This window comes from Pigmentiphaga sp. H8, assembly GCF_003854895.1.
In the GTDB taxonomy this organism is placed as follows: domain Bacteria; phylum Pseudomonadota; class Gammaproteobacteria; order Burkholderiales; family Burkholderiaceae_B; genus Pigmentiphaga.
Window position 1 is genome coordinate 710,503 of record NZ_CP033966.1, and the last position, 22,049, is coordinate 732,551.

General features: G+C 67.4%; 20 protein-coding genes and 1 CRISPR repeat array. Of the genes, 14 read left to right on the forward strand and 6 right to left on the reverse strand.

The annotated features are described in order from the left end of the window. Positions 1–93: 93 nt before the first annotated feature. Positions 94–999 (forward strand): LysR family transcriptional regulator, encoded by a 906-nt coding sequence (locus EGT29_RS03485; RefSeq protein WP_124687710.1) that lies wholly within the window; start codon positions 94–96, stop codon positions 997–999. A gap of 21 nt (positions 1,000–1,020) precedes the next feature. On the opposite strand, the gene lysA is transcribed toward EGT29_RS03485, so the two are convergent. Next, the gene (gene lysA, locus EGT29_RS03490; RefSeq protein ID WP_124687711.1) at positions 1,021–2,313 is read right to left on the reverse strand and encodes a diaminopimelate decarboxylase; all 1,293 of its coding nucleotides are present in this window, start codon (positions 2,311–2,313) and stop codon (positions 1,021–1,023) included. After that, complete coding sequence (locus tag EGT29_RS03495) at positions 2,310–2,570, reverse strand: lipoprotein (RefSeq protein WP_202865585.1); 261 nt, start codon at positions 2,568–2,570, stop codon at positions 2,310–2,312. Before EGT29_RS03495 ends, lysA begins: the two co-directional genes overlap by 4 nt. Before the next feature lie 64 nt (positions 2,571–2,634). Here EGT29_RS03495 and cyaY point away from each other — a divergent pair, with 64 nt between their 5' ends. After that, entirely contained in the window at positions 2,635–2,976 is a 342-nt protein-coding gene (gene cyaY / locus EGT29_RS03500) for an iron donor protein CyaY (RefSeq protein ID WP_124692203.1), read from the forward strand. A 74-nt stretch (positions 2,977–3,050) separates the two neighbouring features. Here cyaY and EGT29_RS03505 read toward each other — a convergent pair whose 3' ends face one another. Continuing rightward, positions 3,051–5,414: a penicillin-binding protein 1A gene (locus EGT29_RS03505; protein ID WP_124687713.1), complete on the reverse strand. Its 2,364-nt coding sequence runs from the start codon at positions 5,412–5,414 to the stop codon at positions 3,051–3,053. 287 nt (positions 5,415–5,701) lie between these two features. Here EGT29_RS03505 and EGT29_RS03510 point away from each other — a divergent pair, with 287 nt between their 5' ends. From EGT29_RS03510 to EGT29_RS03530, 5 genes are all read left to right on the forward strand, one after another. Continuing rightward, on the forward strand, positions 5,702–6,238 hold the full coding sequence (locus EGT29_RS03510; protein WP_124692204.1) for a shikimate kinase: 537 nt from the start codon (positions 5,702–5,704) through the stop codon (positions 6,236–6,238). Further along, entirely contained in the window at positions 6,235–7,344 is a 1,110-nt protein-coding gene (aroB, locus tag EGT29_RS03515) for a 3-dehydroquinate synthase (protein WP_124687714.1), read from the forward strand. The genes EGT29_RS03510 and aroB overlap by 4 nt, the downstream gene beginning before the upstream one ends. 30 nt (positions 7,345–7,374) lie before the next feature. Then, complete coding sequence (locus EGT29_RS03520; protein ID WP_124687715.1) at positions 7,375–8,511, forward strand: deoxyguanosinetriphosphate triphosphohydrolase; 1,137 nt, start codon at positions 7,375–7,377, stop codon at positions 8,509–8,511. A gap of 162 nt (positions 8,512–8,673) precedes the next feature. Further along, a CRISPR array of direct repeats spans positions 8,674–9,313; the repeat unit is 29 nt; unit sequence GTGTTCCCCGCGGGAGCGGGGATGAACCG. Positions 9,314–9,422: 109 nt separating this feature from the next. Beyond that, positions 9,423–9,680: a type II toxin-antitoxin system RelE/ParE family toxin gene (locus EGT29_RS03525; RefSeq protein ID WP_087836810.1), complete on the forward strand. Its 258-nt coding sequence runs from the start codon at positions 9,423–9,425 to the stop codon at positions 9,678–9,680. 35 nt (positions 9,681–9,715) lie between these two features. Then, positions 9,716–10,057 (forward strand): helix-turn-helix domain-containing protein, encoded by a 342-nt coding sequence (locus tag EGT29_RS03530; protein ID WP_124687716.1) that lies wholly within the window; start codon positions 9,716–9,718, stop codon positions 10,055–10,057. 108 nt (positions 10,058–10,165) lie between these two features. Here EGT29_RS03530 and EGT29_RS03535 read toward each other — a convergent pair whose 3' ends face one another. Next, the gene (locus EGT29_RS03535) at positions 10,166–11,569 is read right to left on the reverse strand and encodes an alkaline phosphatase PhoX (RefSeq protein WP_161567684.1); all 1,404 of its coding nucleotides are present in this window, start codon (positions 11,567–11,569) and stop codon (positions 10,166–10,168) included. Between the two features lie 138 nt (positions 11,570–11,707). Between EGT29_RS03535 and EGT29_RS03540 the strand changes: the two genes are divergently transcribed. After that, positions 11,708–12,322 carry a TIGR00730 family Rossman fold protein gene (locus EGT29_RS03540; RefSeq protein WP_124687718.1) on the forward strand — a complete coding sequence of 205 codons (615 nt, stop codon included), beginning with the start codon at positions 11,708–11,710 and terminating at the stop codon, positions 12,320–12,322. A gap of 92 nt (positions 12,323–12,414) precedes the next feature. Next, positions 12,415–12,825 carry a DUF3830 family protein gene (locus tag EGT29_RS03545; RefSeq protein WP_124687719.1) on the forward strand — a complete coding sequence of 137 codons (411 nt, stop codon included), beginning with the start codon at positions 12,415–12,417 and terminating at the stop codon, positions 12,823–12,825. A gap of 7 nt (positions 12,826–12,832) precedes the next feature. Here the strand turns inward: EGT29_RS03545 and ilvA are convergent, their stop codons facing one another. After that, the gene (gene ilvA, locus EGT29_RS03550; protein ID WP_124687720.1) at positions 12,833–14,344 is read right to left on the reverse strand and encodes a threonine ammonia-lyase, biosynthetic; all 1,512 of its coding nucleotides are present in this window, start codon (positions 14,342–14,344) and stop codon (positions 12,833–12,835) included. 149 nt (positions 14,345–14,493) lie between these two features. Between ilvA and EGT29_RS03555 the strand changes: the two genes are divergently transcribed. The 5 genes from EGT29_RS03555 to EGT29_RS03575 all read left to right on the forward strand — a co-directional run bounded on the left by EGT29_RS03555 (position 14,494) and on the right by EGT29_RS03575 (position 20,794). Continuing rightward, positions 14,494–15,054 carry a YqaA family protein gene (locus tag EGT29_RS03555; protein ID WP_124687721.1) on the forward strand — a complete coding sequence of 187 codons (561 nt, stop codon included), beginning with the start codon at positions 14,494–14,496 and terminating at the stop codon, positions 15,052–15,054. Between the two features lie 19 nt (positions 15,055–15,073). After that, positions 15,074–15,436: an arsenate reductase gene (locus tag EGT29_RS03560; RefSeq protein WP_124687722.1), complete on the forward strand. Its 363-nt coding sequence runs from the start codon at positions 15,074–15,076 to the stop codon at positions 15,434–15,436. Positions 15,437–15,578: 142 nt separating this feature from the next. Next, the gene (locus EGT29_RS03565) at positions 15,579–19,508 is read left to right on the forward strand and encodes a DUF3683 domain-containing protein (RefSeq protein ID WP_124687723.1); all 3,930 of its coding nucleotides are present in this window, start codon (positions 15,579–15,581) and stop codon (positions 19,506–19,508) included. Between the two features lie 43 nt (positions 19,509–19,551). Then, positions 19,552–20,304, forward strand: a complete 753-nt coding sequence (locus tag EGT29_RS03570) for a flagellar brake protein (protein WP_124687724.1) — start codon at positions 19,552–19,554, stop codon at positions 20,302–20,304. A gap of 19 nt (positions 20,305–20,323) precedes the next feature. Further along, positions 20,324–20,794, forward strand: a complete 471-nt coding sequence (locus EGT29_RS03575; RefSeq protein ID WP_124687725.1) for an HIT family protein — start codon at positions 20,324–20,326, stop codon at positions 20,792–20,794. Here EGT29_RS03575 and serA read toward each other — a convergent pair. After that, the gene (serA, locus tag EGT29_RS03580) at positions 20,789–21,988 is read right to left on the reverse strand and encodes a phosphoglycerate dehydrogenase (protein ID WP_124687726.1); all 1,200 of its coding nucleotides are present in this window, start codon (positions 21,986–21,988) and stop codon (positions 20,789–20,791) included. The two genes, EGT29_RS03575 and serA, sit on opposite strands and share 6 nt — an antisense overlap. Between the last annotated feature and the right edge of the window lie 61 nt (positions 21,989–22,049).

Consider the following 22,049-nt stretch of genomic DNA (forward strand, 5'->3'; position numbering starts at 1 on the left):
GTGGCTCGATCGGGGCGACGGCAGCAGTCTGGGCCCTGGGCGCTCGGCGGTCCAATTCTAAAATCAGGCCTCATCCATCTCATCGCGCGATAAATGTTCTCGGTCAGGCAGCTTGGATACTACGTGGCGATCGTCGAAGCCGGTAGCTTCAGCGAGGCGGCCGAGCGGCTGCACGTCGCGCAGTCGGCGCTGAGCCGGCAGATCAAGCTGCTGGAGGAAGAGGTGGGCGTGGCGCTGCTGGCGCGCACCACGCGGCAGGTGGAAATGACGGCGGCGGGAAGGGCCTTCCACGAGGACGCGGTGCGCATGCTGGGGGAGCTGGGCGAGATGGCCAGCCGGGCCCGCCAGGCCGAGCGCGGCGTGCAGGGCAGCGTGGCGCTGCTGCATTCGAGCTCCGTGCCGCTGGGGCGGGCGCTGCTGGCGCCGCTGCGGCGCCATCTGTCGCGCCAACCCGGCGTCAGCCTGTCCATTTCGACCGCGTCGTCCGAGCAGCAGGCGCAGGACATCCAGGACGGCCGCGCCGACCTGGGGCTGGCCCGCGCGCCGGTGCTGCGGCAGTTGCCCGACGTCCTGACGGAAGTCCTGTACGACGAGGCGCTGGTGCTGGCCGTGCCGGCCGGGCACCCGCTGGCGGAGCGCGAGGCGGTGCCGCTGCACGCCTTGCGCGGCGAACGCTTCGTGTCGCTGCCGCATCCCCATCGGGGCGGATTGAGCTATCGGGTGGTGGAATTGTGCCGGCAGGCCGGGTTCTTTCCCGAGGCGGCCCAGGCGGTGTCCCGCAAGGCGACCCTGCTGCGGCTGGTGGAACTGGGGTTCGGCGTCGCGCTGGTGCCGGCCGACATGGCGGCCGAGACGCGGGCCGAGGTGCGCCTGGTCGCGCTGGCCGAATGCGATGCCCGTACCCAGGTACTGCTGCACGTCCACCGCTCGCCCACGGCGCAGGCTCGCCAGCTTGCCGATGCGCTGCGTGCGGCCTGCGCGGGACCGCGCGGGGAATGACCCCGCGCGGACGAGGTCCGGTCAGCCCAGGGTCGATTCCAGCGACAGCAACTGCGCGACGGTCTCGCGCGCGCGCACGACGTGGTAGTGGTCGCCGTCCACCATGACTTCGGCGGCGCGGGGGCGGGTGTTGTAGTTGCTGGCCATGACCATGCCATAGGCGCCCGCCGATTCCACGGCCAGGTAATCGCCTTCGCGCACGGCCAGGTCGCGGTCCTTGGCCAGCCAGTCGCCGCTTTCGCACACCGGCCCGACCACGTCGTAGCGTCCGGCCGCCTCGCCCGCGCGGGGCGCCACGGCCAGCACGCCGTGATAGGCCTCGTACAGCGTCGGACGGATCAGATCGTTCATGGCCGCGTCGACGATCAGGAAGTTCTTCGCTTCCGTGGGCTTGAGATACTCCACGCGCGTCACCAGCAGGCCGGCGTTGCCGACCAGCGAGCGGCCGGGTTCCAGCACGATCTGGCGCGAGCCGTAGCCGCGCGCGTCGATGCGTTCGAACACGCGGGACAGCAGGTCGGCCGGGGCGAGAGCGGTTTCGTCGGCATAGCGGATGCCCAGGCCGCCGCCCAGGTCCAGGTGCTCGACCTGGATGCCGTCGGCGGCCAGCTTGTCCAGCAGGTCGAGCAGCTTGTCCAGCGCGTCCAGGAAGGGCGCGGTCTCGGTGATTTGCGAGCCGATGTGGCAATCGACGCCCACGATCTCGATGCCGGGCAGCGCGGCCGCGGTCCGGTAAGCTGCGGGGGCGTCGTCGATGGCGATGCCGAACTTGTTTTCCTTCAGGCCGGTCGAGATGTAGGGATGGGTCTTGGGATCGACGTCGGGGTTCACGCGCAGCGATACCGGTGCGCGCTTGGCCATTGCCTGCGCGACCCCGGACAGGCGGTGCAGTTCGGGTACGGATTCGACGTTGAAGCATTTGACGCCCGCTTCCAGCGCCAGGCGCATTTCGGCGGCCTGCTTGCCCACGCCGGAGAAGACGACCTTGGCCGGATCGCCGCCCACCGCCAGCACGCGTTGCAGCTCGCCTGCGGACACGATGTCGAAACCGGCCCCCATGCGCGCGAATTCGCGCAGCACCGCCAGGTTGGAGTTGGCCTTCATGCCGTAGCAGACCAGCACGTCGCGCGAGCCGATGCCGCGCCGGTAGGCGTCGTAGGCGGCATGCAGCGCGGCGCGCGAATAGACGTACAGCGGCGTGCCGAGCTTGTCGGCCAGCAGGGCCACGGAGACGCCTTCGGCATGGAGGATGCCGTCGCGATAGGCAAAGTGGGGGCTGCCGACCGGGGTGGGCAGGGAAACGGGGGGGGTCATTGTGTCAGGGGGGTATGCGAGATGGATTCGTTGCGCCGGGAAATGTCGTCGATGTCGCCCGTGGTCTTGGAGGCTGGAGCGGGGGCGGGCTGCACGGCCGGGGCGGGGGCCGTGGGCGCGGGCGTGGCCGGCAGGTAGAGCGGGCCCTTGATGCCGCAGGCGGCCAGCAGTACGAGCGGCAGGGCCGCCAGCATCGGGGCCAGGCGGCGCAGGGCCGGCCGGGCGCCGCTGGCTACAATGCTGGTATCAGCAACCAACGAGAGGTCTGGGCATGCGGCGCGCGCGGGACGCGTGGGTTTCATGTCGGACATAGTCGAAATTATGAACGAAAGCGAGTTTCTTGCCTTGGCCGACGCCATCCTGGATTCCATCGAGCGTCAGGCCGACGTGTGGTTCGAGCAGCGCGACATCGACATCGAGGCGACGCGCAGCGGCAATGTGCTGACGCTGACCTTCGCGGATCGCAGCCAGGCGGTGGTCAATAGCCAGGCGCCGATGCAGGAAATGTGGGTGGCGGCGCGCAGCGGCGGGTTCCATTATCGCCTGAAGGACGGAAAGTGGCTGGATACGCGGTCAGGGGAGGAACTGGCGCGGGCGTTGTCGCGGATTTGTTCCGAGCAGTCGGGGGAGGAAGTCGTGGTCGAGGAACTGCCGGTTCGGTGACTTCCGAACACGGCCAGCTCCGGGGCGTCTCGTGGCGCCGGCCGCCCGCGGCGTGCGGGCGGGTATAGAGGCGGTCAGGGCAGGTATTCCTGGCGGGTGTTGCCCCCACCGCTGTTGCTGCCGGAATTGCCGCCATTGCCATTGATCAGGTTGCCCAGGCTGTCGATCAGCCGCGACATGGGATCGGTGGAGGGGGGCGGCAGGCCGACGGAGGCGACGGCCTGGCCGGGCGGGAATTCTGCGAAGTAGTAGTCGCCGTTCTGCACGATGATGCCGGACGGCATGGGCTGTTCGCGCTGGGGGATTTCCTTCAGCGCGCGCTGCATGTATTTCAGCCAGATGGGCATGGCGGCGCCGCCGCCGGTTTCGCGCACGCCCAGCGAGCGGGGCTGGTCGTAGCCCAGCCAGGCCACGCCGACCAGGCCGGGGGTGTAGCCGGCGAACCAGGCGTCCACCGAGTTGTTGGTGGTGCCGGTCTTGCCCGCCACGTCCTGGCGCTTGAGCGACAGGGCGGCGCGGGCGGTGCCGGTGCGGACGACGTCGCGCAGCATGGAATCGGCGATGTAGGCGGTGCGGGGGTCGATGGCGCGCAGCGATTCGTCGCCGGCCTTGGTCGGGCGGGCCTGCATCAGGACGCGGCCGGTGCTGTCGGTGACCTTGTCGATCAGGTAGGGGGTGACGCGGTAGCCGCCGTTGGCGAACACGGAATAGGCGCCAGCCATCTGCAGCGGCGTGACCGAGCCCGCGCCCAGCGCCATGGTCAGGTAGGCGGGGTGGCGCGCGGCGTCGAAGCCGAAGCGGGTGATGTAGTCCTGCGCGTACTGCGGGCCGATGCTTTGCAGCACGCGGATCGACACCATGTTCTTGGACTTGGCCAGCCCCTGGCGCATGGTCATGGGCGGTTCGTTCTTGCCGTCGTAGTTCTTGGGTTCCCAGCGCTGCGAGCCGGTGGCCGAGGCTTCGAGCACGAAGGGGTCGTCGGAGATGATGGTGGCGGGGGTCAGGCCCCGTTCCAGCGAGGCCGCGTAGATGAAGGGCTTGAAGCTGGAGCCGGGCTGGCGCCAGGCCTGGGTGACGCGGTTGAACTTGCCGCTGTGGAAATCGAAGCCGCCGACCATGGCGCGGATGGCGCCGTTCTGCGGGTCGGTGGAGACGAAGGCCGCCTGGACCTGGGGCGTCTGCAGGATTTCCCAGTCGTTTCCGGTTTTCAGGATGCGGACGATGGCGCCGCGGCGGATGCGCACCGAGGGCTGGGCCTTGGCCGACAGCGCCGGCTGGACGAACTTGAGCCCCTTGCCGGTGATGTCGATGATCTCGCCCGAGCTGCGGGCCACGCGGACCTTGCTGGCATCGGCGGCCAGGACCACGGCGGACAGCAGGGTGTCGCTGTCGGGGTAGTCGTTCAGGGCGTCGTCGACGGCCTCGTTCAGCTTCTCGGGGTTGTTGTCGATGCCGCCGGGCAGGTCGACGAAGGCCTCGGGGCCCCGGTAGCCGTGGCGGCGCTCGTAGTCCAGCACGCCGTCGCGCAGGGAGTCGTAGGCGGCGTCCTGCATGTCGCGGTTCACGGTCGTGTAGACGTTCAGGCCGCGGGTGTAGGTCTCTTCCTTATAGATGTCGTAGACCAGCTGGCGCGCCAGCTCGGCCACGTATTCGGCGCGCACGCCGAATTCCCCGCCCAGTTGGCGGACCTGCTGCTTTTCGTCCAGGGCGGCGCGGTATTCGGGTTCGGTCAGGTAGCCCAGGCCGAGCATGCGCTGCAGCACGTATTGCTGGCGCAGCTTGGCGCGGGTCGGGTTGACCACGGGGTTGTAGCGCGACGGGGCCTTGGGGATGCCGGCCAGCATCGCCGCCTCGGCGGCGGTGATTTCCGACAGCGGCTTGCCGTAGTAGATGCGGGCCGCCGAGGCGAAGCCGTAGGCGCGCTGGCCCAGGTAGATCTGGTTGATGTAGAGCTCCAGGATCTGGTCCTTGGTCAGATTGGCCTCGATCTTGAAGGTCAGCAGGATCTCGTAGAGCTTGCGGGTCCAGGTCTTTTCCGACGACAGGTAGAAGTTCCGCGCCACCTGCATGGTGATCGTGCTGGCCCCCTGGCTCTTGGACAGGTTCACCATGTTGGTCAGGGCCGCGCGCATGACGCCGGACCAGTCTATGCCGCCATGTTGGTAGAAACGGTCGTCTTCTGCCGACAAGATCGCCGATTTCAGTACATCCGGCACATCGCGGATGCGCACCACGTTGCGCCTTTCCTCGCCGAATTCACCGATCAGGGCGTTATCCGCGGTGTAGATGCGCAGCGGCATCTTGGGGTGGTAGTCGGTCAGGGCATCGAGGTCGGGCAGGTTCGGGTAGGCGAGGGCCAGCGCCAGCCCCACCAGGAGGGCGCCACAAACGGCCAGCCCGGCCAGAACGCCGGCGACCTTCAGGAGAATACGGGACATGAGGAAGCAGCTTCTCGTGCGAGGACGAGACCCATTATAGGAACATCGAAACGGATCGGCTTATAGACCGTCCGGCGGCCGGGGCGTTCCTGTAACAGTTGGTGTGCCGGACGCCCGGGGCCGATTTTCCGCTTCCGGCCCTCTTGCGGGATAATGCATCTTATATCGATATCTTTCTGTGGCTTCGGCCTCACGAGCTAGTGGATCAGGTCTCTTACGATTCATGCGCGGCCGCCGCCACGGGGCCGTCAGGCACGGTATTCGTGCCGCCCGTCTTCCTCGTCGGCATGATGGGGGCGGGTAAAACCACGATCGGCCGCGGCCTGGCCCGGGCGCTGTCGCGCCAGTTCCTGGACGTGGACCTGGTGCTGGAAGAGCGCTGCGGAGTCCGCGTTCCCACCATTTTCGAGCTGGAAGGCGAGACCGGCTTCCGGCGACGCGAAACCCACGCGCTGGACGAGTGCAGCCGGATTTCCGGAGTGGTCCTGGCCACGGGCGGCGGTGCCGTGCTGGCCGAGGACAACCGCCGCATGCTCCAGCAGCGCGGCACGGTCGTCTACCTGCGGGCCAGGGCCGAGGAGCTCTACCAGCGCACCCGCTACGACCGCAACCGGCCGCTGCTGCAGACGGCCGACCCGCTGGGCCGTATCACCGAGCTGCTGCGCCAGCGCGAACCGCTGTACGAGGAAATCGCCGATCTCGTCGTCGATACCGGCAAGGTGTCGGTGTCGCGGCTGGTCGGCCGCATCGTGCCCATGCTCGCAACCTGCAACAAGCAGGTCCGGCCGCCCGCCGACGACCTGCCCCCGCTGGAGTGTCTATGAAAGAAGTCCGTGTCGAGACGCCGGGTGGAAGCTATCCCATACGGATCGCTTCCGGCCGCCTCGATCGCCTGGCCGAGGCCGTGCCGGCCGACGCCACCACCCTGGTCGTGGTCACCAACCCCACCGTGGCGGCGTTGTACGCCGAGCGCGCCGAGCAGGCCCTGGCGGCCACCGGCCGGCCCATCCTGCGCATCGAACTGCCCGATGGCGAGCAATACAAGGATTGGCAGACCCTGAACCTGATCTTCGACGCCATGCTGGCCCGGCACTGCGACCGCAAGGCCGTGATCGTCGCGCTGGGCGGCGGCGTGATCGGCGACGTCGCCGGCTTCGCCGCCGCGGTCTACATGCGCGGCATCCGCTTCATCCAGGTGCCCACCACACTGCTGTCGCAGGTCGATTCGTCGGTGGGCGGCAAGACCGCCGTCAACCACCCCATCGGCAAGAACATGATCGGCGCGTTCTACCAGCCTATTGCCGTGGAAATCGACACCGACGTGCTGTCCACGCTGCCGGCGCGCGAAGTGTCCGCCGGGCTGGCCGAGGTCATCAAGTACGGCGCCATCCTGGACGCCGACTTCTTCGCCTGGTGCGAGACCCATGCCCAGGACCTGCGCGCGCTCGAACCGGGCGCGCTGGCCGTCGCCATCGCCCGCTCGTGCGAACTCAAGGCCTACGTCGTCTCGCAGGACGAACGGGAAACCGGCCTGCGCGCCATCCTGAACTTCGGCCACACCTTCGCCCACGCCATCGAGGCCGGACTGGGCTTCGGCGCCTGGCTGCACGGCGAGGCCGTCGGCTGCGGCATGGTGCAGGCGGCCGAACTGTCCGCGCGCGCCTCCGGGCTGCCGCAGTCCGACGCCGAACGCATCCGCGGCCTGGTACTGGCCATCGGCTGCCCCGTCTACGCGCCCGACCTGGGTGCCGACCGCTGGTTCGACCTGATGCAAGGCGACAAGAAGACCGAAGCCGGCCAGATCCGCTTCATCCTTTTGCCCAGGCTGGGGGAAGCGGTACGGACCCCGGCCGAGGCCGGACTGGTCCGGCAGGTGCTGGACCGGACCGTCGCCAGGACAGCGGGTGAGCAACCAGCCACGCTCGCCTGACCCCACCCACTCCGGAGGAGCCCCGACGTCATGCCCCAAGTCCTCGCTCCCTACGCCGCCGACCCGGCCGCCACCCGCGGCCGGCGCCACCCCGAAGCCCCGCCCCAGGGGCGTTCCGAATTCCAGCGTGACCGCGATCGCATCATCCATTCCAACGCCTTCCGGCGGCTGGAGTACAAGACCCAGGTCTTCGTGAACCACGAGGGGGACCTGTTCCGGACCCGCCTCACGCACAGCCTGGAGGTGGCGCAGATCGCGCGCTCCATCGCGCGCAACCTGGGCTTGAACGAAGACCTGGTCGAAGCCATTTCCCTGGCCCATGACCTGGGCCACACCCCCTTCGGCCATGCCGGGCAGGACGTGCTGCACGCCTGCATGCAGGAGTTCGCGCCCGAGGCCGGCGGCTTCGAGCACAATCTGCAAAGCCTGCGCGTGGTGGACGAACTGGAGGAGCGCTACGGCGACTTCAACGGCCTGAACCTGTGCTTCGAGACCCGCGAGGGCATCCTCAAGCACTGCTCGCTGACCCGGGCCGCCCGGCTGGGAGACGTGGGCGAGCGCTTCCTGAACCGCACCCAGCCTTCGCTGGAAGCGCAACTGACCAACCTGTCGGACGAGATCGCCTACAACAACCACGACATCGACGACGGCCTGCGCTCCGGCCTGGTCTCGCTCGAACAGATGCGGCAGGTCGGCATCTTCAACCGCCATCATGCCGAAGTCGTGCAGCGCTACCCGGACCTGCCCGAGCGGCGCGCCATTACCGAGACCGTGCGGCGCATGATCAATACCCTGATCATCGACCTGACCGATACCACCGCCGCGCGCATCGCCCAACACCAGCCCGCCACCATCGACGACGTGCGCCGCGCGCCGCCCCTGGCCGGCTTCAGCCCCGCAGTGAAGGCCGAGGCCGACGAACTCAAGGTGTTCCTGCGCGACAACCTGTATCGCCATTACCGCGTGCTGCGCATGACCACCAAGGCCAAGCGCGTGCTGCGCGACCTGTTCATCGCCTTCCTGGAAGACCCGCGCCTGCTGCCGCCGCAGTACCAGGCACGGGCCAATGTGGATCAGCCGCGGGCCATTGCCGACTACATCGCGGGGATGACCGACCGGTACGCGATCAAGGAGCATCGGCGGTTGTTTCTGGTAAGCGACGAGTAGGGGGCTGGAAGGGGCGTTGCTGGCGTCGATGTGGTTGGAGGCCGCTTGACCGTGTGAAGTGGGGCGTCGTTCTTGTTTTTCGGCGGGTGATCGGCTCTTTAAAAAGTTGGTGGATTTTTGCTGGGTGGTTTTTTCTTTTGAAAACAAGCGGTTATGTTTGGAGTGTTCCCCGCGGGAGCGGGGATGAACCGGTGGCGGTGCTGGTCATGGGCACGCAGGGCCTGTGTTCCCCGCGGGAGCGGGGATGAACCGCCCACCTGTTGGCCGAGATGGGCGCCAGCACTGTGTTCCCCGCGGGAGCGGGGATGAACCGTCACCGGCGCCAACGGCGTGCGCGCCACGCGCCGTGTTCCCCGCGGGAGCGGGGATGAACCGCTGATACTTGGTTAAAGCGCGTTACTGCTGCGGTGTTCCCCGCGGGAGCGGGGATGAACCGCACAGCCCCGCCATCGCCACGCCGGCAGCAGCGTGTTCCCCGCGGGAGCGGGGATGAACCGTTGTTCTGCCGCTGGGCCTGGCTACGAGGCATGTGTTCCCCGCGGGAGCGGGGATGAACCGCGCGCCAGCAACCGCGAGCGCTCCGCCGCGATGTGTTCCCCGCGAGAGCGGGGATGAACCGATCGTGGCCAAATCCATCACGTCGGCGCAGATGTGTTCCCCGCGAGAGCGGGGATGAACCGATTGTGTTGTCCGTGGCCCTAACTGGTCAGTAGTGTTCCCCGCGAGAGCGGGGATGACCCGACCTATCAGACCGGGGCCGAGCAACTGGCCAAGTGTTTCCCGCAGGAGCGGGGACGAATCATGTTTCGCGCTCACGCACGAGCCCGGCGCGCTACCTGCTGCGCGATCCCCTGAGTCGTGGATTTTATATAGGTTTTCCTATAAAATAACCTATATTCGATAAGGCACAGATGTACACCATCAACTGGATGAAGAAGGCTCGCAAGCAGTTGGCAACGGTCGGTACGCAGAAGGCCCGCGAAGCGATTGTTGATGCCGTGTCCACGTTGGTGGATTTGCCCAACGCCCAGAATGTGAAAGCCCTCACGAAGCACCAGTACGGTTACCGCCTGCGCGTCGGTAAGTATCGAGTGCTATTCGACGCGGATCATGAAATCCGAATCGTCGAAGTGCAGGAGGTGAAGAAGCGCGACGACCAGACGTACTGACACCCCATCCGGGCAATAGCCCGGCGGAGAACGCGATGAGCACGAACCACACCATCATCAACACTAGCGACGGCCGGCCGGCCTTCGTTGTGCTTCCCTACGACGAATACATTGCGCTGACTGGCAATAAGCCGCGCATCCCCACGGGGGAGGCGGTGCCCCATGAGGTGATCAGCCTTCAGGTCAAGAACGGATGGAGCCTGATTCGGGCGTGGCGGGAGTACCTTGGGATCACCCAGGCGGAAATGGCCGCGCGTCTTGAGGTGCGGCAACCGACCTACGCGAACATGGAAGGCCCCGATGCCCGGCCGCGCAAGGCGACCCGGGCCCGCATTGCCCAAGCGCTCGGGATTTCGCTCGATCAGCTTGAGGACTAGTGTTCCCCGCGGGAGCGGGGATGAACCGTTCGAGCTCAGCCGCCGAATGGGTTCGTTCAAGTGCTCCCCGCCCAAGCGGGGCATGAGCCCATGCCCCTCGCTGCCTGGCTACACCACCAGCTTCGTCGGCAACAACACCTCGAACGTGATCCCTTCCTCCGACTTGCCCGCCGTGCCGCGCTGCGAGCTGAAGTAGAGCCGGGTGCCGTCGGGCGAGACGGCGGGGCCGGTGATCTCGCTGTCGTCGTGGCCGACCAGCCGCATCACGGCCTGCGACGTGCCGTCGTCGCGCAGCACGCCGATCTCCAGGTTGCCCGCGTCCTCGGCCACCAGCATTTCGCCGAAAGAGGTGATGGTGATGTTGTCCGGTTCGTCGATGCTGTGGGTTTCGGCCGGGCCGAGCTTGCCGTCGAAGATGACTTCGAGGGTGCGGTGGGCGGTGTCGTAGGCCCAGATGCGGCTGTTGCGGGACGTGACGAAGAACACGATGCCGTTGAAGAACCAGATGCCTTCGGCCTTCTGGAAGTAATTGCCCGGGGGCAGGATGCCGCCCTTGCGCAGGGTGTCGCGGATGTTCTTCTGACCCTGGTCGGGGAAGGCCACGGGTTCCCAGGTGATGGACACCGGCGTCTTGCCGAAGCCGATCAGGTCGGCGTAGGCGGCGTCGGCGGAGTCGGCGTCGCGGGGCAGGGCGTCGATGCGCAGCACTTGCAACTGGCCGGACTCGAACTTGACGGGGCGCTCGGCGCCGGCGGGCCAGTCGGTCGAGTCGCAGACGTAGCGGTAGATCCGCCCGCCGCTGGCATCCTCGGTCAGGTACAGCATGCGGTTGGACGGGTCGACGCAGACCGCTTCATGCGCGTATCTGCCCAGGGCGGGCCAGGCGCGGGGCGGGTTGGCGTCGGACCAGGGGTGGTAGGGGTCGCATTCCCAGACCAGGCCGGCGATCTGCTGGGTGAGTTCGAATTCTTCGCACGACAGCCAGGTGTTCCAGGGCGTGGGGCCGCCGGCGCAGTTGCCCGAGGTGCTTTTGAGGATGGGGTAGGCGTCGATGATCTTGCCGGTCTTGTCGAACTTGAGCGCGCTGACGCCGCCCAGCGGGGCGGTCATTTCGGCGTTGCTGACGTAGATCCAGCCGCCGTCGTCGGTGGCATAGCAGGCGCCGCCGTCGGGCGCGGCATGCCACAGGAAGCTGCCGCCGCTGACCGGCGCCTTGCCGCTGCGCGCGACGATGCGCGAGGAGAAGCCCTTGGGCAGCATCACGCCGTTGGCATCGGCGGGTTGCAGCTCGGTGAATTTGGCGAAGGGGTTGAACTTCTCGACGGGCGGTTCGGGATCGACGGGGGGCTTGGGGTCGACCGGCGCGGGGTTGGAGGCATCGTCGCCGTCGCCGCCACAGGCTGCCAGGAAGCCCGTCAGGCTGACCGCGCCGGCGGTGCGGAAGGTCTTGAGCAGGAAGGCTCGGCGCAGGGAGAAGTCCAGGGGGATGACGGGGTAGGTGTGTTCGCTCATTGTTCTCGGAGTGCGGATGGGTGAAGGCTCGAATGTGGAGCGCTGCCATCCTGCGTGCTTCGCGTTACAGGGTGGTGACTCCATCGGGCGGCCCGGCATTGCGTTTACACTTCCACGCTTCGGCACCGGGATTTTTTCATGGACACCACAGCGCTTGCCCTCGGCCGGGTCGCGGTCTTCTGCGGCTCGAATTTCGGTTTCTCGGACGAGTACGCCCAGGCTGCGCGGCAGCTGGGCGCGCAGATCGCGGCCCGCGGCCTGACGCTGGTGTACGGCGGCACTCACAAGGGCCTGATGGGCATCATGGCCGACACGGTGCTGGAGGCCGGCGGCCAGGCGGTGGGTGTCATCAATCGCCGGCTGCACGACCGCGGCCATCTGCATCCGGGGCTGACCTCGCACGAGATCGTGGCGGACATGCGGGCGCGCAAGGCGCGCATGGCGGATCTGGCGGACGCCTTCATCGCGATGCCCGGCGGCCTGGGGACTTACGAGGAGTTATTCGAGGCCGCCACGCTGACGCAGCTCGGGGACCACACCAAGGCGTGCGGGGTACTGAACGTGCGCGGTTTCTACGAACCCATGCGGGCCATGCTGACGCACGCGGTGCAGGAGGGCTTCATGAAGGCCGAGCACCGCGACATGATCGTGATCGAGGCCGACCCGGGCGCGCTGCTCGACGGGCTGGCGGCCTGGAAGGCGCCGACCGTGACGAAATGGATCGGCGATCCCGATCCCGCTCCCGCGGCCTGACGCGGCCGTCCATTTGATTAAACTGAGGCGGCCTGGCCGGTTTTTTTCATCACCCCGGGCCGGTCACCGGCCTTCACCCTTCGCAGACAATCATGACAAGAATCCGCATACGCGCCGCCGAATACGAGTTCATTGCCGAGACCAACCCGGATGCCCCGGAGACGGTGGCTGCTTTCATGAAGCTGCTGCCCTATACGCAGAAGATCATCCACGTGCGCTGGAGCGGCGAGGGCTGCTGGATTCCGCTGGGCGAGTTCAAGCTGGGCGTGGGGTTCGAGAACCACACCAGCCATCCATCGGTGGGGGACATCCTGTTCTATCCGGGCGGCTACAGCGAGACCGAAATCATCCTGGCCTATGGCAGCTGCATGTTCGCCAGCAAGATGGGCCAGCTTGCTGGCAACCATTTCCTGACCGTGGTCGAGGGCAAGGAGAACCTGCGCGCGCTGGGCGTGAAGACGCTGTGGGAAGGCGCGCAGGATATCGTTTTCGAACTGGCGTGAACGGGGCCTAGCGCAGGAACAGCTTGTAGGCCGGGTTTTCCGATTCGTCCCAGTGCCGGTAGCCCAGTTCCGCCAGGAAGGCCGCGAAGGTCCTCTTGTCGGACGGCGGCACTTGCAGCCCCACGACGATCTGTCCGTAGTCGCCGCCCTGGTTGCGGTAGTGGAACAGGCTGATGTTCCAGTTGGGCGACATGGAGTTCAGGAAGCGCATCAGCGCGCCGGGCCGCTCGGGGAACTCGAAGCGGTACAGCAGTTCGTGATTGGCCTGGGGGCCGCTGCCTCCGATCATGTGGCGCAGGTGGGTCTTGGCCAGTTCGTCGTGCGTGAGGTCGATGGCGGTGAAGCCGTTGCGCCGGAAGTTGGCGGCGATCTTGGCCGATTCGCCGGCCGACGCGGTCTGCAGGCCGACGAAGACGTGGGCCTTTTCCGAGTCGGCCATCCGGTAGTTGAACTCGGTCACGTTGCGGTTGCCGACCAGTTCGCAGAAGCGGCGGAAGCTGCCGCGTTCCTCGGGCATGGTCACCGCGAACACGGCTTCGCGCGCCTCGCCCACGTCGGCGCGCTCGGCCACGAAGCGCAGCCGGTCGAAGTTCATGTTGGCGCCGCAGGCGATGGCCACCAGGGTCTTGCCCTTCATGCGGTGCTGGGCGGCGTATTTCTTGAGGCCGGCCAGGGCCAGCGCGCCCGCGGGCTCCAGCACGTTGCGGGTTTCCTCGAACACGTCCTTGATCGCGGCGCAGATGGCGTCGGTGTCGACCACGACGAAGTCGTCCACGTATTTGCGGGTGAGGCGGTAGGTTTCCTCGCCCACGAGCTTGACGGCGGTGCCGTCGGAGAACAGGCCGACGTCGGGCAGGGTGACGCGGCGGCCTTTCTGCACGCTCTGGACCATGGCGTCGGAGTCGACGGTCTGCACGCCGATGATGCGGATCTCGGGGCGCAGCTGCTTGACGTAGGCGGCCACGCCGGAGATCAGGCCGCCGCCGCCGATGGCCACGAAGATGGCGTCGATGGGGCCGGGGTGCTGGCGCAGGATCTCCATGCCTATGGTGCCCTGGCCGGCGATGACGTCGGGGTCGTCGAAGGGGTGGACGAAGGTGAGTTTTTCCTTCGCTTCCAGTTGCTTGGCGTGGTTGTAGGCGTCGGTGAAGCTTTCCCCGTGCAGGACGACTTCGGCGTTGCGGGCCTTGACCGCGTCGATCTTGAGCTGGGGGGTGGTGACCGGCATGACGATGACGGCCCGGCAGCCCATGCGCTGGGCGGCCAGCGCGACGCCCTGGGCGTGGTTGCCCGCGGAGGCGGCGATGACGCCGCGTTCGAGCGCCTTGGGCGGCAGGTTGGCCATCTTGTTGTAGGCACCCCGCAGCTTGAAGCTGAAGACGGGCTGGGTGTCTTCCCTTTTGAGCAGCACCGTGTTCGCAATTCGCGCCGAAATCTGGGGAGCGGCTTCGAGGGAGGTCTCGATAGCGACGTCGTAGACTTTGGCGGTAAGAATGCGCTTGAGATAGTCGGTGGCCATGATGCTGCGTCAGGGGTTGGTGGAAAAACCGTAGTCCTTTAGTTTGACACAGATGGCTCAAGGGGCGCTTTGTCCCTTCGAAAGCGCCGGCGTTGAGGATGCTTCCAGGGCGCCGCGTAAGCGGGTACGGGGTGGTCTAAACTCTCGCCATGCATCAATGGCTGGAATCCTCCGTTCAATGGCTGCTCCACACCCTGGCCCTGCCGGAAGTGGGGCTGTCGGCCATTTTCACGGTCAGCCTGGTTTCCGCCACGCTGCTGCCCATGGGATCCGAGCCGGCGGTATTCGGCTATGTGAAGCTGGCCCCGCAGATGTTCTGGGTGGCGGTGCTGGTGGCGACCGCGGGCAATACCGCGGGGGGGATGATCAGCTATTGGATGGGGGTGGGGGCCAAGCGGGCGGTGGAGCGCATCAAGGCGCGGCGCGAGGCCCGGCATCCTCACGAACACGAGGCGGAGCCGGACGGCGGCGAGGCGCATGCGCCCTCGCGGAAGGATCGCTGGCACGCCTATGCCCACGCCTGGATAGAGCGGTTCGGCGCCAAGACGCTGCTGCTGTCGTGGGTGCCCCTGGTGGGGGATCCGCTGTGCGCGGTGGCGGGGTGGCTGCGGCTGGATTTCCGGGCCTGCGTGGTCTATATGGCCATCGGCAAGTTCGGGCGCTACGCCACGATGACCGCCGCGCTGCTGTGGGTGTTCCCCGACAAGTAGCAAGAAAAGGATCTGGACTATGACGACGCGGGTCTACGGACTGAACAATTGCGATACCTGCCGCAAGGCGCGTAAATGGCTGGCCGCCCAGGGGCTGGAGGCCGATTTCATCGACTACCGGGAGCATCCGGTGGGCGCGGACGCGCTGCGAGACTGGGCGGGGCAGGTGGGGGGCTGGGAGAAGCTGGTGAACCGGTCGTCCACGACCTGGCGCAACCTGCCGGAGGACCGCAAGCAGCCCGCCGGCGAGGCGCAGTGGCTGGCGCTGGTGGCCGAGCATCCGACGCTGGTGAAGCGGCCGGTGCTGGTGACGGCGGACGGGGTGGCCAGCGTGGGGTTTTCCGAGGCGGGCTGGGCGCGGCGCCTGGGAGCCGCTTCCTAGGGCGGAAATCCCTCGCGTTGACTGCAATTCCCGCGAGATATGACCCTTTTCACGGGTCGGGAAAAGGGGGCGTCCCCAGCGAGGGGGCGGGGCAATCGGCTAGAATGGTCGGCTACCCTCGGGATGAAGTACAGCCCCCACCATGAACGCCCCTCTGCCCATCGCCCTCGCCCCCGCGCACGCACCCACTCGCCTGCGGGAGATTCCGTACAACTACACGTCGTTTTCCGACCGGGAAATCGTGCAGCGGCTGCTGGGCTCGCAGGCTTGGGAAATGCTGTGCGACCTGCGGGGCGAGCGCCGCACCGGCCGGTCGGCGCGCATGCTGTACGAGGTGCTGGGCGACATCTGGGTGGTGCGCCGCAATCCCTACCTGCAGGATGACCTGCTGGACAATCCCAAGCGCCGCGGCCTGCTGGTCGAGGCGCTGAACCACCGGCTGCGCGAGGTCGAGCGCCGGCGCGAACCCGACGACGCCGAACGCGACGGCAAGGTGGGCCGGCTGCTGGACATGGCGCGCAGCGCCGTGCGGGCCTTCGAGCAGGAGTTCAACGAGACCGCCGAACTGCGCCGCCGGGTGCAGAAGGTACTGGGCCGCACGACGGCGCGCGACAACATCAAGTTCGACGGGCTGTCCCGGGTCTCGCACGTCACCGACGCCACCGACTGGCGGGTGGAATTCCCGTTCGTGGTGCTGACGCCCGACAGCGAGGACGAGATCGCCGCGCTGGTGCGTGGCTGTATCGAGCTGGGCCTGACCATCATCCCGCGGGGGGGCGGCACGGGCTATACCGGCGGCGCGGTGCCGCTGACCTGGAAGTCCGCCGTCATCAATACCGAGAAGCTCGAGACCCTGGGCGAAGTCACCGTCGGGCCGCTGCCTGGCGTGGACCGCGAGGTCGCCACGGTGTTCACCGGCGCGGGCGTGGTCACCAAGCGGGTGGCTGACGCGGCCGACAAGGCCGGTTTCGTGTTCGCCGTGGATCCCACCTCGGCCGAGGCTTCCTGCGTGGGCGGCAACGTCGCCATGAACGCCGGCGGCAAGAAGGCGGTGCTGTGGGGCACGGCGCTGGACAACCTGGCCTGGTGGCGCATGGTCGACCCCGAGGGCAACTGGCTGGAGGTCACGCGCCTCGAGCACAACCTGGGCAAGATCCACGACGTGGCGGTGGCACGCTTCGAGCTGAAGTGGTTCGACGGCGCGGGCAAGCCGGGCGAACACCTGCTGCGTACCGAGACGCTGGACATCCACGGCCGCGTGTTCCGCAAGGAAGGCCTGGGCAAGGACGTGACCGACAAGTTCCTGGCCGGCCTGCCGGGCGTGCAGAAGGAAGGTACCGACGGCCTGATCACGTCGGCGCGCTGGGTGCTGCACCGCATGCCCAAGCACGTGCGCACGGTCTGCATGGAGTTCTTCGGGCAGGCGCGTGACGCCATTCCGTCCATCGTCGAGGTCAAGGGCTACCTGGACGGCGAAGGGCGGGCGCGCGGCGCCATCCTGGCCGGCCTGGAGCACCTGGACGAGCGCTATCTGCGCGCGGTGGGCTATGCCACCAAGAGCAAGCGCGGCACGCTGCCCAAGATGGTCCTGATCGGCGACATCGTCGGCGACGACGAGGATGCCGTGGCCGTGGCTGCCAGCGAAGTCGTGCGGCTGGCCAATACCCGCCACGGCGAAGGCTTCGTGGCGGTCAGCGCCGAGGCCCGCAAGAAATTCTGGCTCGACCGTTCGCGCACGGCCGCCATCGCGCGCCACACCAACGCCTTCAAGATCAACGAAGACGTGGTGATTCCGCTGCCGCGCATGGGCGAGTACACGGACGAGATCGAGCGCATCAACATCGAGCTGTCGACCCGCAACAAGCTGCGGCTGATCGACCGGCTGGCCGAGTTCTTCGACGGCGAGCTGCCGGTGGGCAAGAGCGAGGACGGCGAGGGCGAGAAGCTCTCGCGCGAGGAAATCCTGGGCGACCGCGCCGTGCAGGCGCTGGAACTGCTGGAGGCGGTGCGCGACCGCTGGAACTGGATCCTGCGCAGCATGGACCTGCCGCTGGCCGATACGCTGGGCGAGTTCGCCCGCATCGGGCTGGGGCAGCTGCTGCCGGCCTTGCAGGAACGGCTGCAGGTCCAGCCCACGGCCCGCGTGTTCGACGTGGTGCAGGACCGTACGGTGCGCGTGTCCTGGAAGGCCGAGCTGAAGGCGCCGCTGTCGCGCATCTTCTCCGGCCAGGCCTGCGCGCCCATCCTGGTCCGCGCCCAGGAAATTCACGACAAGGAACTCAAGGGCCGGGTGTTCGTCGCGCTGCACATGCATGCGGGCGACGGCAACGTGCACACCAACATCCCCGTCAACTCCGACAACTACGAGATGCTGCAGGAGGCCAACGAGGCCGTCGCACGCATCATGGACGTCGCGCGCAACCTGGACGGAGTGATCTCGGGCGAGCACGGCATCGGCATCACCAAATACGAATTCCTGTCCGAAGCCGAGCTGGCTCCGTTCCAGGATTACAAGCGCCGCATCGATCCGCACAACCGCTTCAACGCCGGCAAGCTGATGCCCGGCGGCGACCTGCGGCACGCCTACACGCCCAGCTTCAACCTGCTGGGGCACGAGTCGCTGATCATGCAGCAGAGCGACATCGGCGCGATCTCGCACGCCATCAAGGACTGCCTGCGCTGCGGCAAGTGCAAGCCCGTGTGCGCGACCCACGTGCCGCGCGCCAACCTGCTCTATTCCCCGCGCAACAAGATCCTGGCGACCTCGCTGCTGGTCGAGGCCTTCCTGTACGAAGAACAGACGCGGCGCGGCATCAGCATCAAGCACTGGGAAGAGTTCGAGGACGTGGCCGACCACTGCACGGTGTGCCACAAGTGCGAGAAACCCTGTCCGGTGGACATCGATTTCGGCGACGTGTCCATGAACATGCGCAGCCTGCTGCGCCGCATGGGCCGCAAGTCGTTCAACCCCGGCACGGCCGCGGCCATGTTCTTCCTGAACGCCAAGGACCCGCGCACCATCAACGCCACGCGCAAGGCCATGGTCGACGTCGGCTACAAGGCCCAGCGACTGGCCCACGACGTGCTGGCCAAGTTCGCGCGCAAGCAGACCGAGCATCCGCCGGCCACGGTGGGCAAGCCGTCCATGCGGGAACAGGTGGTGCACTTCGTCAACAAGAAGATGCCCGGCAACCTGCCCAAGCAGGGCGCGCGCAAGCTGCTGGACATCGAGGACGCCAAGTACATCCCCATCATCCGCAACCCGCGCGCCACCTCGGCCGATACCGAGGCGGTGTTCTATTTCCCGGGCTGCGGATCCGAGCGCCTGTTCTCGCAGGTGGGCCTGGCGACCCAGGCCATGCTGTGGCATGCCGGCGTGCAGACCGTGCTGCCGCCCGGCTACCTGTGCTGCGGCTACCCGCAGCGCGGCAACGGCATGGACGACAAGGCGCAGAAGATCATCACCGACAACCGGGTGTTGTTCCACCGGATGTCGAACACGCTCAACTACCTCGACATCAAGACCGTCGTGGTCAGTTGCGGGACCTGCTACGACCAACTGGCCGGCTACGAATTCGAGAAGATCTTCCCCGGCTGCCGCCTGATCGACATCCACGAATACCTGCTGGAGAAGGGCGTCAAGCTCGAGGGCGTGACCGGCGCGCGGTACATGTACCACGACCCCTGCCATACGCCCATGAAGCTCCAGGATCCGATGAAGACGGTGCGGGCGCTGGTGGGCGAGGGCGTGGACAAGAGCGATCGCTGCTGCGGCGAGTCCGGCACGCTGGCGGTGACCCGTCCCGACATCTCCACGCAGATCCGCTTCCGCAAGGAAGAGGAACTGCGCAAGGGCGCCGACAAGCTGCGCGCCGACGGCTTCCAGGGCGATGTCAAGGTGCTGACCTCCTGTCCGTCGTGCCTGCAGGGGCTCAGCCGCTACAACGACGACGCGAGCCTGGACGCGGACTACATCGTGGTCGAGATCGCCCGCCACGTGCTGGGGCAGCAGTGGATGGAGGACTACGTCAGGCGCGCCAACGACGGCGGCATCGAGCGGGTCCTGTTGTAGGCGTGGCATTGGGAACGGGCGCGCACGCACGGAAGGGCGAGCCATGAGGGAGCACCCGCTGCTGCCTCTGACGCCCGAGCCCGCCGGCGACGACTCGCTCGAGGACTTCCGGATCTCGCAGCCGCTGGAAATCCTGACCCTGCTCGGACGCATGGCCGAGCAGTCCGAAATCGTGGCCCTGGCTGCCGCCGACGGCGTGTCCTGCCTGTCGGCCATCGCCGGGGTGGACCGCGGCAGGCGTCTGCTGTGGCTGTCGGGTACCCCCGGCGACACCTGCCTGGAACACCTGCTTGCTTCGCCGTGGAAAGTGGCCGTCGGCTACCTGGATCACGTCAAGATCCAGTTCCGTGTCCACAACCTGCAATGGCTGCCCGGCGCCGACGGCGGCCGGCTGGCCTGCCTGCTGCCGCTGGAGTTGTACCGTTTCCAGCGGCGCTCGTATTTCCGCGTTCGTCCGGCCGGGCGTCCCGCTCCGGTGGTGCGGGCGCGCCGCGATCCGGCCGACGCTCCCATCGAACTGGAAGTGATCGATATCAGCATGACCGGGGTCGGCCTGCTGCTGCCGCCCGGCAGCCGGCCTTTCCCGGTGGGCACGCAATTGCCGCGCGCGACGCTGGTATTGAGTCCCGCGATCCGGCTGCCGGTGGACCTGAAGGTGATGCACGTCACGCCGCGCCGCGAGCCCGAGCAGGGCTACCACATGGGCTGCACCCTGGACGGCCTGGACGAGGACGGCCTGCAAGCCTTGCAGCATTTCATCAGCCAGGCGCAGTCGCGCCAGGGCGGTTCGTCATAGCTACCAAGGTGTTCCCCAGATGAGTTCTCCTGCCGATTCCTGCCCCCTTTGCGCCACCGACGGCGCGCCGGCCTTGTGGCGGGACGATCGTCTGCGCGTGATCGCCGTCGACGATGCGGACTATCCCGGCTATGTGCGCGTGATCTGGCGCACCCACGCGGCGGAGATGACCGACCTGGACGACGAGGACCGGCTGCACGTGATGCGGGTGGTGCTGGAGGTGGAGGCGGTCATGCGCGATCACATGCGGCCGGACAAGGTCAACCTGGCCGCGCTGGGGAACATGGTGCCGCACCTGCATTGGCACGTCATTCCCCGCTGGCGCGGCGACCGCCATTTTCCCGATGCGATCTGGGCCGCGCCCCGCGTTGCGCCCGGCGCAGAGCCCGAGGCGTTCCGCGAACTGACCCGGGCCGCGGCGCAGCGCGTGCCCGAGTTCCACCGCCGCCTGCAGGAGCGGCTGTCGGTGCGCTTCGCCCCTGCGCTATAGCAGGTCGCAGCGCACCGTCATCGGCAGCGCGCGCAGCGCGTCCATCAGCGCCGCGTCCGCCTGGTTGCCGATGTCGGTCAGCACGTAGCCGATCGGTCCCTTGGTCTGCAGTTGCTGGCTGCAGATGTTGATCTTGCGTTCGGCGAAGACCGCGTTCAGCAGGGCCAGCGCGCCCGGTTCGTTGCGGTGCACGTGCAGGATGCGCGAGGTGCCCGCCATGTCCTGGTGGGACAATTCGGGGAAGTTCACCGCCCCCTTGGTCGTGCCGCCCTGGATGAAGCGCATCAGCTTCTCGGCCACTTCCTTGCCGATGTTCTCCTGCGATTCGACCGTGCTGCCGCCGATGTGCGGCGTCAGGATGACGTTGGGCAGGCCGATCAGCGGGCTCTTGAGCGGTTCGTCCACGCTCTTGGGCTCGACCGGGAAGACGTCCAGCGCCGCGCCGCGCAGCAGGCCGGCGTCGAGCGCGGCCCGCAACGCATCGATGTCGACCACGGTGCCGCGCGAGGCGTTGATCAGGATGGCGCCGCGCTTCATCTGCGACAGCGTGGCCTCGTTGATGATGTTCTCCGTGGAGCGGCCGCCGGGCACGTGCAGGGTTACCACGTCGGACTCGGCCAGCAGCGCGGACAGGTCGGGATAGGCGCGGGCATTGCCCAGCGGCAGCTTGGCCTCGACGTCGTGGAAGATGACGCGCATGCCCAGCGCCTCGGCCAGGATGCCGACCTGCGAGCCGATGTTGCCGTAGCCGATGATACCCAGGGTCTTGCCGCGTGCCTCGTAGGCGCCGGTCGCGCTCTTGTCCCAGTGGCCCTGATGCACGCGCAGGTTCTTCTCGGGGATGCGGCGCAGCAGCAGGATGGCCTCGGCCAGCACCAGTTCGGCCACCGAGCGGGTGTTGGAGAACGGCGCGTTGAAGACCGGCACGCCATGTTCCATTGCGGTGGCGAGGTCGACCTGGTTGGTGCCTATGCAGAAGCAGCCGATGACGCGCAGGTCGGGCAGGCTGTCGATGATGCCCGCATCCAGGTGGGTGCGCGAGCGGATACCGACCACGCTGGCGCCCCGCAGGGCATCGCGCAGCGCGTCGGGCGGCAGGGCGCCGGCGTGGGTGGCGATGTCGCTGTAGCCCGCGGCGGTAAAGACTTCGACCGCGCTGGGATGGATGTTCTCGAGCAAGACGATTTGTGCCATGGGGAGCAGCTCCGGCTGAAATGCTGACGTCCCTATGGTAACGCCTGGTCCTCCGGAGGAC

Excerpts from the sequence above, each read along its gene's own strand:
- EGT29_RS03485 (WP_124687710.1), top strand. The coding sequence starts at position 94 with ATGTTCTCGGTCAGGCAGCTTGGATACTACGTGGCGATCGTCGAAGCC.
- lysA (WP_124687711.1), bottom strand. The coding sequence starts at position 2,313 with ATGACCCCCCCCGTTTCCCTGCCCACCCCGGTCGGCAGCCCCCACTTT.
- cyaY (WP_124692203.1), top strand. The coding sequence starts at position 2,635 with ATGAACGAAAGCGAGTTTCTTGCCTTGGCCGACGCCATCCTGGATTCC.
- EGT29_RS03505 (WP_124687713.1), bottom strand. The coding sequence starts at position 5,414 with ATGTCCCGTATTCTCCTGAAGGTCGCCGGCGTTCTGGCCGGGCTGGCC.
- EGT29_RS03510 (WP_124692204.1), top strand. The coding sequence starts at position 5,702 with ATGATGGGGGCGGGTAAAACCACGATCGGCCGCGGCCTGGCCCGGGCG.
- aroB (WP_124687714.1), top strand. The coding sequence starts at position 6,235 with ATGAAAGAAGTCCGTGTCGAGACGCCGGGTGGAAGCTATCCCATACGG.
- EGT29_RS03520 (WP_124687715.1), top strand. The coding sequence starts at position 7,375 with ATGCCCCAAGTCCTCGCTCCCTACGCCGCCGACCCGGCCGCCACCCGC.
- EGT29_RS03525 (WP_087836810.1), top strand. The coding sequence starts at position 9,423 with ATGTACACCATCAACTGGATGAAGAAGGCTCGCAAGCAGTTGGCAACG.
- EGT29_RS03530 (WP_124687716.1), top strand. The coding sequence starts at position 9,716 with ATGAGCACGAACCACACCATCATCAACACTAGCGACGGCCGGCCGGCC.
- EGT29_RS03535 (WP_161567684.1), bottom strand. The coding sequence starts at position 11,569 with ATGAGCGAACACACCTACCCCGTCATCCCCCTGGACTTCTCCCTGCGC.
- EGT29_RS03540 (WP_124687718.1), top strand. The coding sequence starts at position 11,708 with ATGGACACCACAGCGCTTGCCCTCGGCCGGGTCGCGGTCTTCTGCGGC.
- EGT29_RS03545 (WP_124687719.1), top strand. The coding sequence starts at position 12,415 with ATGACAAGAATCCGCATACGCGCCGCCGAATACGAGTTCATTGCCGAG.
- ilvA (WP_124687720.1), bottom strand. The coding sequence starts at position 14,344 with ATGGCCACCGACTATCTCAAGCGCATTCTTACCGCCAAAGTCTACGAC.
- EGT29_RS03555 (WP_124687721.1), top strand. The coding sequence starts at position 14,494 with ATGCATCAATGGCTGGAATCCTCCGTTCAATGGCTGCTCCACACCCTG.
- EGT29_RS03560 (WP_124687722.1), top strand. The coding sequence starts at position 15,074 with ATGACGACGCGGGTCTACGGACTGAACAATTGCGATACCTGCCGCAAG.
- EGT29_RS03565 (WP_124687723.1), top strand. The coding sequence starts at position 15,579 with ATGAACGCCCCTCTGCCCATCGCCCTCGCCCCCGCGCACGCACCCACT.
- EGT29_RS03570 (WP_124687724.1), top strand. The coding sequence starts at position 19,552 with ATGAGGGAGCACCCGCTGCTGCCTCTGACGCCCGAGCCCGCCGGCGAC.
- EGT29_RS03575 (WP_124687725.1), top strand. The coding sequence starts at position 20,324 with ATGAGTTCTCCTGCCGATTCCTGCCCCCTTTGCGCCACCGACGGCGCG.
- serA (WP_124687726.1), bottom strand. The coding sequence starts at position 21,988 with ATGGCACAAATCGTCTTGCTCGAGAACATCCATCCCAGCGCGGTCGAA.